The sequence below is a fragment of the Synechococcus sp. genome (genome assembly GCF_982614295.1).
The window spans coordinates 1-13907 of sequence record NZ_CEXBMR010000023.1 but is presented as its reverse complement, the minus strand read 5'-3'; the positions used below and the strand labels follow the sequence as shown (position 1 = coordinate 13907).

At 50.9% G+C, this 13907-nt stretch carries 17 protein-coding genes and 1 tRNA gene; 3 read left to right on the top strand and 15 right to left on the bottom strand.

The genetic code is table 11. The annotated features are described in order from the left end of the window. From AC2JC8_RS05455 to AC2JC8_RS05445, 3 genes are all read left to right on the top strand, one after another. Positions 1-261 (top strand): CGLD27 family protein (locus tag AC2JC8_RS05455; protein ID WP_484594316.1); only part of this gene is annotated, 261 nt, incomplete at its 5' end. A 24-nt stretch (positions 262-285) separates the two neighbouring features. Further along, positions 286-1251 (top strand): asparaginase, encoded by a 966-nt coding sequence (locus tag AC2JC8_RS05450; RefSeq protein WP_484401266.1) that lies wholly within the window; start codon positions 286-288, stop codon positions 1249-1251. A gap of 53 nt (positions 1252-1304) precedes the next feature. Beyond that, positions 1305-1381: transfer RNA gene (locus AC2JC8_RS05445), tRNA-Met, on the top strand. Between the two features lie 85 nt (positions 1382-1466). On the opposite strand, the gene AC2JC8_RS05440 is transcribed toward AC2JC8_RS05445, so the two are convergent. The 15 genes from AC2JC8_RS05440 to AC2JC8_RS05370 form a co-directional block, all read right to left on the bottom strand. Next, a complete protein-coding gene (locus AC2JC8_RS05440; protein ID WP_484420059.1) occupies positions 1467-1679 on the bottom strand; it encodes a DUF2811 domain-containing protein in 213 nt (70 codons plus the stop codon). Between the two features lie 435 nt (positions 1680-2114). Beyond that, entirely contained in the window at positions 2115-3215 is a 1101-nt protein-coding gene (locus tag AC2JC8_RS05435) for a Gfo/Idh/MocA family protein (RefSeq protein WP_484594315.1), read from the bottom strand. Then, positions 3212-3625, bottom strand: coding sequence for a hypothetical protein (locus tag AC2JC8_RS05430; RefSeq protein ID WP_484594314.1), 414 nt, complete (start codon positions 3623-3625; stop codon positions 3212-3214). Before AC2JC8_RS05430 ends, AC2JC8_RS05435 begins: the two co-directional genes overlap by 4 nt. After that, positions 3622-4485: an acetyl-CoA carboxylase, carboxyltransferase subunit beta gene (gene accD / locus AC2JC8_RS05425; RefSeq protein WP_484401271.1), complete on the bottom strand. Its 864-nt coding sequence runs from the start codon at positions 4483-4485 to the stop codon at positions 3622-3624. The genes AC2JC8_RS05430 and accD overlap by 4 nt, the downstream gene beginning before the upstream one ends. A 24-nt stretch (positions 4486-4509) precedes the next feature. Then, the gene (locus tag AC2JC8_RS05420) at positions 4510-5328 is read right to left on the bottom strand and encodes a prepilin peptidase (RefSeq protein ID WP_484401272.1); all 819 of its coding nucleotides are present in this window, start codon (positions 5326-5328) and stop codon (positions 4510-4512) included. After that, complete coding sequence (locus AC2JC8_RS05415; RefSeq protein ID WP_484401273.1) at positions 5325-5612, bottom strand: hypothetical protein; 288 nt, start codon at positions 5610-5612, stop codon at positions 5325-5327. The genes AC2JC8_RS05420 and AC2JC8_RS05415 overlap by 4 nt, the downstream gene beginning before the upstream one ends. A 32-nt stretch (positions 5613-5644) precedes the next feature. Beyond that, positions 5645-6547, bottom strand: coding sequence for a phosphoribulokinase (locus AC2JC8_RS05410; protein ID WP_484401275.1), 903 nt, complete (start codon positions 6545-6547; stop codon positions 5645-5647). Positions 6548-6606: 59 nt separating this feature from the next. Next, positions 6607-7686 (bottom strand): 3-isopropylmalate dehydrogenase, encoded by a 1080-nt coding sequence (leuB, locus tag AC2JC8_RS05405; RefSeq protein ID WP_484594313.1) that lies wholly within the window; start codon positions 7684-7686, stop codon positions 6607-6609. A 39-nt stretch (positions 7687-7725) separates the two neighbouring features. Continuing rightward, positions 7726-8757, bottom strand: coding sequence for a UDP-3-O-(3-hydroxymyristoyl)glucosamine N-acyltransferase (gene lpxD, locus AC2JC8_RS05400; protein ID WP_484401277.1), 1032 nt, complete (start codon positions 8755-8757; stop codon positions 7726-7728). Positions 8758-8772: 15 nt separating this feature from the next. Next, a complete protein-coding gene (proB, locus tag AC2JC8_RS05395; RefSeq protein ID WP_484420062.1) occupies positions 8773-9912 on the bottom strand; it encodes a glutamate 5-kinase in 1140 nt (379 codons plus the stop codon). After that, complete coding sequence (locus AC2JC8_RS05390; protein WP_484594312.1) at positions 9912-10454, bottom strand: YqeG family HAD IIIA-type phosphatase; 543 nt, start codon at positions 10452-10454, stop codon at positions 9912-9914. The genes proB and AC2JC8_RS05390 overlap by 1 nt, the downstream gene beginning before the upstream one ends. Then, the gene (locus tag AC2JC8_RS05385) at positions 10451-11011 is read right to left on the bottom strand and encodes a DUF3727 domain-containing protein (RefSeq protein ID WP_484401284.1); all 561 of its coding nucleotides are present in this window, start codon (positions 11009-11011) and stop codon (positions 10451-10453) included. The genes AC2JC8_RS05390 and AC2JC8_RS05385 overlap by 4 nt, the downstream gene beginning before the upstream one ends. A gap of 19 nt (positions 11012-11030) precedes the next feature. Further along, positions 11031-11552, bottom strand: coding sequence for a Holliday junction resolvase RuvX (gene ruvX, locus AC2JC8_RS05380; RefSeq protein ID WP_484401281.1), 522 nt, complete (start codon positions 11550-11552; stop codon positions 11031-11033). After that, entirely contained in the window at positions 11504-12532 is a 1029-nt protein-coding gene (locus AC2JC8_RS05375) for a hypothetical protein (protein ID WP_484594311.1), read from the bottom strand. The genes ruvX and AC2JC8_RS05375 overlap by 49 nt, the downstream gene beginning before the upstream one ends. Before the next feature lie 37 nt (positions 12533-12569). Beyond that, positions 12570-13751, bottom strand: a complete 1182-nt coding sequence (locus AC2JC8_RS05370; protein WP_484594310.1) for a F420-0:Gamma-glutamyl ligase — start codon at positions 13749-13751, stop codon at positions 12570-12572. Positions 13752-13907 lie beyond the last annotated feature (156 nt).

Sequence of the window (13907 nt, the reverse complement as noted above, 5' to 3'; positions counted from 1 at the left end):
TTGCTTTTGCCTTTACTTTTACTAACTCGCCAGTGGCTTGGCTGGTCTTATGTGCAGCGGCGCTTGGTGCGAGAAAAAATCATCTATGAGGAATCGGGCTGGTACGACGGTCAAGAATGGGAAAAACCGTTGGATTGGCGCCAGCAAGATCTACTGGTGGCACAACATCAGGTAAAACCAATCTTGGTGCGGCTTGGGCAAGCCCTCACGCTGCTGCTGGTGCTGCTCTGCTTTGGCTCGAGCATCTGCCAGGCTCTTTAAAACCTAACTTTTTATTTATTTGTTATGGCCTCCTCCATGGGTCTTAGTGGATCAACTCGCCAGGGCACTTCACCTTTAGAGGTGGTTCTCTTACGCAATGGCATCGCTGAATCCCTGCACCGGGCCCATGCGGTAGTTACCGATCAACGTGGCAGATTATTGATGCGGGCGGGGGATCCTCAGCACCTCAGCTTTATCCGCTCCAGCTTGAAACCTTTTCAAGCCCAGCTTTTTGTTTCCAGTGGTGCAGTAGATGCCCAAGGGGGTGGCGATCGGGCAATGGCAATTGCTTGCGCCTCCCACGACGGCACCTTGGAGCAAGCGCGTGAAGCTTTTCAGGTGCTGTGGCGGGCAGATGTAGATGTGAGTTTTTTGCGCTGCCCTTGCGGCTTAGATAAAGAAAGCGCCCTGCAGCACAACTGTTCCGGGAAGCATGCTGCCTTTTTGGCTAATTGCCGCCGGATGGGGTGGCCTTTGGAGGGCTACTTAAATCGTGAGCATCCTTTGCAGCAAGAGGTATTTAACCGAGTGGCTGAATTACTTGGAATTCCCTCGGCGGAATTGGTTTTTGCTTGCGACGATTGCGGCGCCCCCACCATGCATCTACCCCTGTGTCAAATGGCACTGCTTTATGCCCATCTCGGCGGGGCTCAATCGGCCGTTTTGGAGCGATTGGCTCGTGCGATGCAAGCCCATCCAGAATTAGTGGCAGGGGAAGGACGGTTTGATACAGAATTAATGCGGCGCAGCCTGGGTTTGCTCGTAAGTAAGGGGGGAGCAGAAGGGATTCAATGCTTAGCCCGCATGGGAGAAGGCCTCGGCTTGGCTATCAAGGTGGAGGATGGCTCCAGCAGGGCGAAATGGGCGGTGGCGCTGCACTTGCTTAGGCAGTTGGATTGGTTAACCCCATCAGCTCTCGAGGAATTGGAGCAACAATTTTTGATTCCAATGGCAGGGCAACGGCTTGAGGTACGCGGTCAGTTGCGTTGAGTTGTTTACTTTTAGAGAGTCGATACCGTATTATTAAATCTTGGTGATCACTCCGCGGGGTAGAGCAGTCTGGTAGCTCGTCGGGCTCATAACCCGAAGGTCGGGAGTTCAAATCTCCCCCCCGCCACCAATTCATCAAAGTTTTTGTACATTTAAAATATTCTGTTTATTAATTAAAGATTCAGTACTCCGAACCTTTTCCTTTGAAAATTTATCTAGCATTTTTTGTTAAAAATACCATTTAGATAATGTTGTGCAATTGTTTTATCAGTGCTTCCATTTTGGTATAGAAAATTTGCAATTGCGCAACTAACTAATTGATATTGATCCCAGTGAGGATTGATTTTCAGAAAATCTTTCATGCGCTCAAATAACGCTTCTGGTAGCTCTGCTTCCATGCTCACCACATCAAAATTGTTTGTTCCCATGCTTGCATCTGTAACGCTCGTCAAATTCCTAATTCGCTCGATTCCAATCATGAAGCCACAGTTCCGGTGGTTTCGTCAAAACGGAAGCATTGCCTTCGTATTAGCTGTCCTATCGCTGAGATCAATTGCAATCAAAGAATGTTTGGCTTTCTAAGATTTTGAAGCAAGTTGGCTTGAGCGGTTGGCAGCATTAGTCAAGGGCAGCTGGTATGCAAAATTACATTTCACAGGATTTTGAGATTGCCGGCTCGCTGCCAGAGATTTTTAAAGGCAATTGCTATTTCCCTGTGGAAAAGCTGGTTAAAGTTGTGGAAAAGACTTAAGAGCTGGGGATAACCTTGAATGATAAGTAAAACTTATTAAATATAGTCTTGCCGGTCTTGTCCCAACAGCTAGACGCTTGTAAACCCTCTCGAGCGGCCAGATCTTTCTGATTTAAAGCAAAACCCTGCTTCCGCTCAGATCACTGCTTTGGCATGCATCCATAGCAATCTGGCTCTGTAAGCCCTCAAGTAAACCAGGCACCATTGGTTTCGCTTCTTTAATTGCCTCCGCCCACCAGCCGATGAGCCGAGCCACGGGAGCGATGCGGCCGTCTTCCCAGGTGCGGTTGTATTTAAAGGCTGGATTATTGGGTATAGCTGCCATCGTTTCTCCTTTGAGGCATCCCTGCAAACCAAAGCCATGCACGTAGTCGGCTTGGTTGCTGCTACCTAAGACCAATGTTCCTTCTGAACCATAAAACTCAAGCCAGCAGCCCCTTCCCTGCCGGGCCACTGAAGAAAGAGCTAATTGGGCCGATAGAAATTGCTTTGAAGCGCTCCAATGGGGCTGCAGTTGCATTTGGATTAGGGCTGTATCAGCTGCATCCACCGCGGCAAAACCATTGCCGTTTGGCATTGGACGCTCCTTGATCGCCACAGATAACTGGGCTTGAAGCGCCACGATCGGCCCCACTAGCCACTCCATCATGTCGAAGGCGTGGCTGCCAAGAGCACCTAAAACACCCCCCCCTAACTCCTGTTGTGCATACCAATTCCAGGGTCGCTTTGGATCGCTGCGGCTCTCCATCAGCCAATCGAAACGCACTAACCAAGGTTCCCCAAGCCAACCAGCCCTGAGCAGTTCCGCTAGTTGCTGAAATGCGGGCACTGCTCGATATTCAAAATTAATGGCACAACAACATCCCTGGGCAAGGGCTAGTTGCTCTAATTGCAGCGCCTCTGTGGAATTGAGAGCGACTGGTTTTTCCAGCAGCACATGCTTACCGGCAAGAAGTGCCTGTTTTGCTAGCTGGAATCGAGCTTCTGGGGGAGTTGCAATGATTAAGGCCTCTACCTCGGGATTGGCCAATAGCTCCTTGAAATTTGAGCTGCCCCAAAGCCCTGTTCTGCTGCAAGATTGCTGCAACTTCTCATTTTGCGGATGCCAAAGGGCAACTGGTGTTGTGGCAGGGCAGGCATACAAAGCCGGAAGGTGCACTTTTTCACCAAAACCCAAGCCGGCGATTGCAACACCTAATTGAGAAGCTTTCAAGCCTTGCTTGCCTCCCTTAATCCCTGGCTACTCGCCTCTGCGCAAGACTGCTCAAGCACCTCAGCGATTAAATCTTCCGATCCCACGAGTTGCCAATCAGCCCTCGGTTTCGGTAATCCATTTACTTGCAGATCTTTATAAAGCTTTTCATCGCAATCCAAAGCCATCACGTAAAGAGAACCGGTTGCTGTTTTTCCTGATTCATCGGGAGTGGCGCTAAATCTACTTAAAACTGTTAATTCGCCTTTGCGGTTAAGCCTCAAGCTGCCTTTGTCCCACCATTGACGACCAGCACTGGTGGGTACTACTTCCTGCCAATCAACCGGGCCAGCAAACACCGGCAAGGGCTGAATTAAACTCAGCAAAAACAGCAGTGCAGCAGTAAACAGAAGCGCCTTTAGAAACTTCATGCAACTTGACCATGTAATTCCAGCAGACTTGCCATAGTGCTACGCAGCTTGGTGCGGGGAACTATTGCATCAACAAATCCGTGGTCTTGGATGTATTCAGCAGTTTGAAAATCGTCGGGTAGTTTTTCTCTTAAGGTTTGCTCGATTACACGGCGTCCGGCAAAGCCAATAAGTGCTTTCGGTTCTGCAAGGATTAAATCTCCCAACATTGCAAAACTTGCCGTTACGCCTCCGGTGGTGGGATGAGTGAGCAATGGAATGTAAAGAAGTTCCTGGCTGCGGTGGCGCTCTAGAGCGCCAGACACTTTTGCCATTTGCATCAAACTAAGCATTCCTTCCTGCATCCGGGCGCCTCCGCTGGCGCATACAACTAAAACAGGCAAACGTTTGGCAGTGGCTGTTTCGATTAAACGGGTTAACTTTTCACCCACCACCGAACCCATACTTCCCCCCATAAAACGGAAATCCATAACCGCTACCGCGAGGGGAAATCCCTCAAGCCTGCCGATTCCGCAAACCACGGCATCGCGCATGCCTGTGCTTTGTTGACTATCGCGAATCCGATCGGCGTAAGCCCTTCGATCTTTAAAAGTGAGTGGATCGGTTGGGCTCAGGCCCGCATCGCTTTCAATAAAACTGTCTGGATCCATTAATAATCTGAGCCTCTCTTCACTGTCAATCCTGTGGTGATGACCGCAAGCAGAACAAACACTTGCGTTTGCTAGCAAATCTTTGCGGTAAACCACCTCTGCACATTCAGGGCATTTGCTCCATAAGCCATCACCTTCGTCATTTTCAGGCGCTGCCCGCACTAAAGGGGCAGTTTTACGGCGATCCGCAAACCAGTCGAGCAGCGACACAATGGACTTGCTAACACTTATCTATTAAAGGATCCGGAAGGGGGGGCTGATCACAAATCCCCAAAAGCTGTCGCAGGCAAGCCAGCTTAGAAATCCACCAACTGCCAAAAAAGGGCCAAAAGGAAAGGGCTCTCGAGCTGAAAGTTTGCCGCTAAGGCGCCCGATCACTCCAAATACTGCCCCAAGCAGCACAGCGAGGGCAACCGCAACTCCTAAACCCTTGAGGCCAAGCCAGGCGCCAAGCAGCGCCGCCAACTTCGCATCCCCTAGCCCTAAAGCCGGCACCCCCATGATTCTCTCGGCGCCAGCGCTAACGCTTTCAAAAGCCAGCAAACCCACTACGGCAGCAAGGCAGTGATACAAAAGCATTTCAGCGCCGGCACCCTGCGATGCACCGAGTCCAACACTGCATAACAAACCAGTTATTACCCCCCACTTGCAAAGTGATTCAGGTAGTTGCATCGTTTTTAAATCGATCAAGGCAAGCGGCAGCAACCAGCTCACAAAAATTGCACCAGCCAAAAGATTTAGTAATTGATCAGGGGCTCCCATTCGACCTACCCCAGGGAGTGCCAGCAGTACCCACAACCCAGCGCTTAATAATTCAACCGCCGGATAAATGGGGCTAATAGAGCTAAAGCAAAACGCGCACTTCCCCTTTAACAAACACCAACTCAAAACCGGAATGTTTTGATGCCAGGCCAGGCTTTTGCCACATTTTGGACAATGGCTGCCCGGCCAAACGCATGATTCCCCCCTAGGTATGCGCCACACAACTACGTTTATAAAACTGCCAATACACAAGCCAAATAAGGCTGCCGTAAGCGCTAATTGTGATGTCATCGCCGCGAGCGATTTTTTTGCTGCGGCTTAATCCGTAACAAATCCAATGGCACAAATTGCTCCTGGGGTAGTAAAACTGGCGCTTCAAAAATCAAGCGAGCTGATCTACCGCCTGCAACAATCACAACCCCTAGAGGGTCGGGGCTGCCGCAGCGTTCCAAATAATGCAAATACAAGCGCCGGGCAATTTGAAGCATTCTCCCTAATTGTTCAGGGGGACAGCGCCACATCGCGGCATCGAATTGCCCCGAAGCGCCATCGATGGCAAAAGATGGAATTGTCACCACTGAAGCCTAGCTAATTTAATGAGTAAATATCAAGCTTTTTGGCGCTTTTGTTCAATCATGCGATGAATGATAGGGGTGAGAATAAGCTCCATCGCAAATCCCATCTTGCCTCCGTTCACAACAATTGAAGTTGGGCTAGACATGAAGGAGTCGTGAATCATGTCTAGTAAGTAGGTGAAATCAACATCAAACTTATCGCGAGCTCCTTTGCGGAAATGAATGATTACGAAGCTTTCATCCGGGGCGGGGATATTGCGGCAGATAAACGGGTTTGAGGTGTCGATCGTGGGCACTCTTTGAAAGTTGATGTCTGTGAGGCTGAATTGGGGGCAGATGTGATTGATGTAATCCGGCATACGGCGCAGGATTGTGTCAACGATTGCTTCGGCTGAATAACCGCGTTCAGCATTATCGCGGTGAATTTTTTGAATCCATTCCAAGTTGGTGATTGGTACTACACCAACAAGTAAATCGGCAAGGCTTGCCACGTCGTAGCCATCTCCCACCACTCCACCATGCAGCCCTTCATAGAACAGCAAATCTGTAGACCCTGGGATTGGCTCCCAAGGGGTGAATTGGCCTGGATTCAAATCAGTGCCAAGGCGAGCGTTATGTTCAGCTGCTTCCTCGGGGCTGTGTAAGTAGTAGCGCTTTTCACCGCCGCCGCTTTTAGCGTATTTACGAAACAGCTCCTCTAATTTGTCGAAAAGGTTGGCTTCCGGTCCGAAATGGGAGAAGTTTTCACCTGCTTTCAAGGCGCTGGCCATTGCTTCTTTCATGGGAGCGCGTTCGTAGCGGTGATAGCTATCACCCTCCACCACTGCTGGTGTGATCCCTTCGCGGGTAAAAATATGTTCAAAAGCGCGTTTAACAGTGCTGGTGCCAGCTCCTGAGGATCCGGTAACCGCAACGATTGGGTGAAGCTTGGACATCAGCAGCACTACTAACTAAGCAAATTTTGTCAGAGCATCGGCCAAATTCGGCCAGTTGACTAAGCAAGAGCCTTGAGCAGTTCTTCCCCCATTGCTGCACAACCAATTTTTTTGCAACCTTCAGCCATCAGATCACCGGTGCGAAAACCTTTTCCCAGCACAGATTCAACAGCGGTTTCAAGGGCCTTGGCTGCCCCTTCTTGTTTAAGGCCAATCCGCAAAAGCATTGCCGCCGATAGCACCATCGCTAGGGGGTTAGCCACATCTGCTCCAGCAATATCTGGGGCTGAACCATGCACGGGTTCGAATAAACCGGGGCCTGAACTTCCTAAAGAAGCAGAGGGGAGCATGCCTATCGAACCGGTGAGCATTGCTGCCTCATCGCTCAAAATATCGCCAAATAAATTGCTGGTGAGCAGCACATCAAATTGACGCGGTTCCCGTACTAATTGCATTGCAGCGTTATCTACGTACATATGCGATAACTTCACATCAAGGTAAGAACCGGCCATGGCAGTTACCCGGTCACGCCAAAGCTGGCTTACATCCAAAACATTTGCTTTATCTACAGAACAAAGCTCTCCACGTCTTTGTTGAGCCAGCTCAAAGGCAACCTTGGCGATTCGATCTACTTCAGAACTGCAATAGGTCATGGTGTTGAAGCCCCTCTCTTCTCCGTTCTCTAGCTGCACCCTGCCTTTTGGCTGGCCGAAATAGATCCCTCCCGTAAGTTCACGCACCACCAACAAATCCACTCCACTAATCACTTCAGGCCGCAAACTGCTTGCTCCTAATAAAGCCGGCACAATCGCAACAGGCCTGAGATTTGCAAATAACTGAAGGCCAGCCCTTAAGGCAAGCAAGCCGGATTCCGGCCTTAGCTCCCGAGCTAAAGCGTCGTATTTAGGGGCGCCAATGGCGGCCAAAAGCACAGCATCACTGTTTTTACAAGCTTCCAAAGTGCTGGGCGGCAAAGGTTGCCCAAATTCCTCTATCGCCGCACCACCTACCGGTTGACGATTGAAATTCAATTGAAAGCCAAATTGGTGGCCCACTTTTTCCAGTAATTTCACCGCGACATCAGTGATCTCAGGGCCGATCCCATCTCCGGCCAGAAGGGTGATTTGGTAACTGCCCATTGCCGCTTAAGTGTTGATAGCTAGTCGCAACCTATCGCGTCAGTTCGATTGATTCAGCTGCCGCAGATTGCGAGCCATATCGGGTAACTTGCTAAAAACCGCAGAACAGCGGAGCCAAAGTCTGTTTGGAATTGCTGGATAACCACTAACAACTTCTCCAGCTGCTACTTCCCCGTGGATTCCTGATTTGGAAGAAGCAATGGCGCCATCACCAATAACAGCGCGATTTGCTACCCCCACCTGGCCAGCAAGAATGACGCCATTGCCAAGCTTTGCTCCGCCGGCAATACCTACCTGCGCAGCAATTGCGCAATTTTTGCCAATTACGACTCCGTGGCCAACCTGCACCAAATTATCGATTTTGCTTCCAGCACCAATGCGGGTTTCTCCCACTGCTGGGCGATCGATGGTGGAGCCGCAGCCCACCTCCACCCCTTCTTCCAGTACCACTAAACCGGTTTGGGGCATTTTGCGCCAGCCGCTGGCGGTGGGTACGAAGCCGAACCCCTCACTGCCGATAACTGCATGGGAATGCACAACACATGCTTCTGCAAGCCGGCTGCCTGGATGCAACACCGCATGGGAATGCAGTTCACAGCCCGGGCCGATTTCTACATCTGGATAGATCACAACGGCTGGATGCAAGATGCAGCCGGCCCCTATGCGGCTGTTTGCACCAATCACCACAAGCGCTCCCACATGCACTCCTTCAGCGAGAACCGCACTGGCATCCACCACAGCAGAGGGATGAATCCCGCAAGGCAATGGGCTTTTGGGATAAAGCTGCTCTAATGCCTCTGCAAAGCCAAGCCTTGGATTTTTTAGTGAAATCCATGCAATTCCCCTTTCAGTTGCTTTTGCATGGAGCTCGGGATCTGGGGGCAGCAGCAGGGCGGAGGCGCTTGTTTCAGCCAATGCAGCCAAGAGGGCATTGCCGGGTTCAAGAAAACTCAAGTCCCCTTGGCTTGCTTGATTAAGGGCAGCTGCGGCCTTTAATTCCGGATCATCGCCTAGAAAGAGCGGCTGATTTTCTCCCCCAGAAAGATGCTTTAGCAATGTGCTGAATTGCATGGCAGGCCTCATACCTCAGAGCTTGGCCGGGATCGTAGTGCTAATGCTTGAAACGGCAGTTATTACCAGTTGGTCGCGATGAATAACCACCTCCGGCAACTGAGGCTCAAACTGTTGCACTAAATGAGAGCTCAAACCAAGGCAGCGCCGCAGTTCTTTGCTGGCGTAAGCACAAAGACCGCGTCCTAATTCAAGGCCATCACTAGTAAGGATGCGTACCGGCGCTTGACGTTCAAATTCCCCATTAACTTTGATAATTCCGATAGCCAACAGGGAAGCGCCCTTATCGAGCAAGGCTCTTGCTGCCCCCTCATCCACCAGTAGATCGCCCTGAGGTACTGGGGCGTGGGCCAACCAGCGTTTGCGATCAGGTATGGGTGAAAGGCTTGCTAAAAAACGGGTGCCATGGCAGCGCCCGGCCAATAATTCGGATAAAACAAGCGGATTACGTCCATCAGCCAACCTCACTTGGATGCCACTAGCGGTGGCAATGCGGGCTGCCGCCAATTTTGTTGTAATCCCGCCAGTGCCCCATAGATTTCCAGTGCCGGCAACGGTTTGAAGGGCATCTAGTTGAGCGAGATTTTGTACTTCATCGATTGGTGTTGCCCCATTGTTTTGGCGGGGATCGCTGGAATAAAGACGATCCACATCTGTCAATAAAATTAATTCGTCAGCTTGTAGCGCTACGGCCACTAGGGCTGAAAGTGTGTCGTTATCTCCAAAACGCAGTTCTTCAGTGGCCAGGGTGTCATTTTCATTAATAATCGGCACCACATTCCAACTAAGAAGTTGCTGGAGGGTGCGGCTAGCACTTAAGAAACGACGCCTTGAAGCCAGATCGCCGCGGGTTATTAACACCTGGGCCACGGTTTGAGCATGGCTTTTAAAAGCATGGGCATAAAGACCCATCAGTTGACCTTGACCGATGGCTGCCGCTGCTTGTAATTCCTCAACGAGTTTTGGTCTTGTTTCTAGCCCCAGCTCTTGGCAGCCGAGGCCTACAGCACCACTGGTTACAAGGGCAACACCATGCCCTTTTGCCCGTTCAGCACTCAGGCTTGCGGCTAATCCTGCGATGAACTCAGCTGTGCTGAGCCCTTTATTGCCCCGCAACAAACTGGTGCCCACTTTCACCACCAAAGTGCGACTCATCAGTGCGGCAATCCCTTATGCGGCAATCCCTGCTCCATCCGGGCCCCCAGCCAGCGCGCCAATGTACGTTCGCTGCGCTGCAAAGTGTTTTTACTGCTCGGTTTGCCATCACTGCCAACGGCATGCACCAAAACTGTGAATAGCCCAAGACGGTTTCCTGCAAGTACGTCTGTGAAAACTCGATCGCCAATAAGTGCAACCTGAGCAGCAGGCAATTTCAATTGATTAAGCACAAGCCTTAAAGGGCCGCGTCTTGGTTTGCCTGCCCCGGCCGTAAAAGGCAGATCAAAGGCATTAGCAATTGCTTCAATTCTGCGGCGGTTTGGATTGTTACTAAATAAGTGCAAACGCCATTGATGGCGCGCTTTATTGAGCCATACGAATACATCTGCCGGGATTTCTTGGCTGTGTTGAGGCAGCAAGGTGCAATCCACATCGAGAACTAAGGCTTTGATGTTTAGATCGGCGAATACCTCCAAAGGCAAATCACAAACACTGCCCTTGGCCACCCAATTGGGTTCTAGCAAATCACGCAGGTTCAATCCTGAGACTCCCGCTCCTCCAATTCAGCTTCGATGCGTGGCTGCACTCGCTCGAACTCTTCACCTTCCACTAGCAGGGCATGGTCGTTTTCCATGCGGGCCACCACAAAGAAAGGATCAAGGGGGATGTATAAACCGTATTCCTCTTCTGCCACCATAAAACTTACTAATAGTTCGTAGGTTTCTGCATCATCATCATCATCTCCATCGGCATCTTCATCTTCATCTAAGTCGTCTGGATCTGGTTCTTCAAGCTCTCCAACAACGGTGAGGGTTACGGCAGAACGCACCAAAGAAAGTTCATGTTCCTGGAGCACCACTTCAGCGGTTGAGAGTATTGGCTCACTGGCATCTAAACCTTCCAGAAGTTCTGGCTCTTCATCGTCGCTAAGGCGAAACAAGCAAACGGGGGTGTCCACTGGTGTGAGCAAGGCGTAGTCGTGGCCATCAAGGGGGATCAGTTGTTCTAAGAAACACAGCAGTTCCTTACCTTGGCCATCGCGCACCACAACTGTGGGCACATCATTAGATCCCGAAAAAGAGGAGGTTTCGCCCATCGTTTCTGTTGCAACTACATCAGGATCCCTCAAGGCTCGCTGCTGTGCTGTCACTAATGGCCGCCGCATAGACCGGTTCAGGTCCTTCCTGCAGCCATTGCTCGAGCAACAAGGCAGCAGCGGCACTATCTAGGGCTCCGCTGCGATCGCCATGGAGCTGCAGACTTTCAGCTGCAGACCAGCTGCTGCAATGTTCATTAATCCATGCGAGGGGCAGTGCTAACGCCTGTGCTAGTTGGTTGCCGTAACGCCTGCAATATTCAGCTTGGAGGGTTGGTTGTTGGGCTTGATCTAGGGGAATTCCAACGATCAATGCTTCGCAGCGGCGTTGTTGCACCAGCGATTTAAAAATGAGCAGATCTCGAGAGAAAATTCCGCGGGCAATTGCAGGTAATGGCGAAATCGTTAGCCCAAGAGGATCGCACCCAGCTAAACCGATGCGTTTTTTTCCCACATCGATTGCCAGAACTGAACGAGGCTGGGGTGGCTGCTTCAACGCCAACGCATTGCTTCTGGAACTGGCCGTTGCCTTGGTTGCCATTGCCCCACCAAGCGTTCGATGGTGCGGCTGGCAAGTCCGGGGGGGGGCACTAATTCATGGCGGCGCCAAAGGCTACGGGCGAGCACAAGCTCCTCTTGGATTTGCAGTGCTCCTTGTTGAGCAAGCCATTCATTACCTTCACAATTACTAATGTCGCAGCGAATTAAGGCGGGCAGGTGTTTATCGGCAGCGTTAGTGAGTAACAAGCCAAGGATGTCTCCTAGAAGGTGTTTCCAGCCGGGATGAAGGCTTAATTCAATTTCAGTGGGCCCCCTATGGCGGCGCCTAAGTAGCCTTGCACCAGCCACCGCTTGGTGGCGTTGAAGATCTACCAACAAAAGGGAATCCACTTGGGAATCAGCCAAAAGATCTTCGCTGCGCAGATCTTGCATTTGGCGCAAGTGGCTTGGTGTTGCTGCAAGTTCAAGCTGCAACAGCAACACTGCAGTGGTCCGGCTTAGGGGTTGAAACTGAAAGGGCTCTGGCAATACCGCAACAGCTTTTAGTTTCCTTAGCGAATTAAGCAGCCATGCCTGTTGATGTTGGAGGATTTGAAAACCCTGTTCCCTTAGAGCCGCCAAGGTTTGTTCAGCGTTGCTGGCAGCCCTTGCAACCCAGGCCATAGCACCGGGAGCTTGCTCTAAAGCAGCTTTTAAAAGACAGCTGGCTACATCTAAAGGAGATACTGCGTCACCCCAACTTTCCAAAACCTCAAGGCGCCAGCAACTTCCTCTGCGATTGCAGGGTTCAGCAAGCAAAAATCCCACACATGCTCCGTCATCGCTAACAGCAACAAGGGCCAACGGCGCAGGTGAACTTGATGGGGCAAGCCACGGTTTAAGAGCGGAAATGGGTCTTAAAAAAACTAATTTCTGCAGTTGAGTTGATAGATATTGAAGTTCCGGTCTTTGCAGCTCAGCAAGGTGGCTCAGCTGCAAGAGCTCAACCTGCAGGTTTTGGTGCTGCAGTTGAGACTCCATGGCGTAGCCCATATTGCGCAACTTTATCTAGGTGTGTTCAGGATCGGGGCCTAACAACCACTAATGGCGTGCGTTCATTGGCATTGCCAGCTGGATTTGGCTTAAGGGCTCGCTCAAGCAAGTCGAGGTCACACCCCCTGCTGGCGGCCAATATTTTTACGCGGCCCAGATCATTCACATCCACTACAGCCACCCCATGGCCCAAGGCTGCTGCCATTAGCTGCGCCACTTTTTCAGGATCTTCAGGGCCCATCACAATTGTTTGGTCGTATGGAGGGGTTGATCCAGTTACGTCGTCGATTAATCGCGCCTGGGGGCCTGCTAATCGATAAAACCCACCTTTAATACCCGCCAGCTTTAAAAGAGCGCCAAGCAACCATGCCATCAATACCCTTGCAGGCCCAACTGAATTGATCAGGCTTTGCAGACCGCAGGCGGTGGCAAGACTGCTGGTGGGATGAAATACGCGGCAAAGTGACCTGGCTAATGCCGAGGGAACTATTTCAGATGGATGCTGATATCTGCCTTGCATTACTGCTAAGGGGCTTTCGGCAATGGTGAGAATGTCGCCCGGCTGTAAAACCGCTCCGGCGTAGTTGCGAAGGATTGTTTCAACATTGTCTAGTACCCCAAGCAAATGGGTGGGTACTGCCAACACATAACAGCGATCGCCCTCTCTCCATTTGGCCTCTTGCGGTTGAACTGGGGCAGGGTGCTTGAGGGGCACAAGTAAACCCTCACGTTTCTTAAGACGTCCAAAGGGGCCGTAATTCACCCAGTGGATATCTACCCAAAGCGAATCAAGCCGTTGCTCTAGCTGCTCACCTTCAATCCATATGGAAATTTTTGCCTGGGTGCTCTTGTGCCCTTTAACGATGTAAGCAAACCAATAATCATCAGCGCGGCTTTCCTCGTCGGGATGACGAGGTTCCACCCTTGTAGTGAGGGTGATGTTTTTAAGGCTTTCACTGGCTAGTAAACGCGGTTTTGCCCTGAGTTCCGGTACAAACACTTCCATCTGGCCATGGGGGTTGTTGATGGTTACAAAACCTTCAACGCAGTAACGCCCAGGCGTGATCGACACTCTCCAAGCTTCAAATTTCAGTTTTAGTGGTGAACTCGGCTCTAGGCGATGCCTTGCTTCAAGCCAAAGCAATAGCAGCCCAAGGCCAGCGAGGCTTAGGGCGAAAAAAGTGAAAGTCAGTTGCAGTAGCTCCATGGCGGCGAGAGTAAGACCCCATCTGTTAGGTTTTTGTTGTGGTTGTGTTCAGCACGATTTCGTTATGAACTGATGAATTATCGGTTCGGGCGTTGATCTTGCTGTGATACGGTTCACAAGTCGTCGAAAGGCGACGCACCTGGACAACCGAAAAGC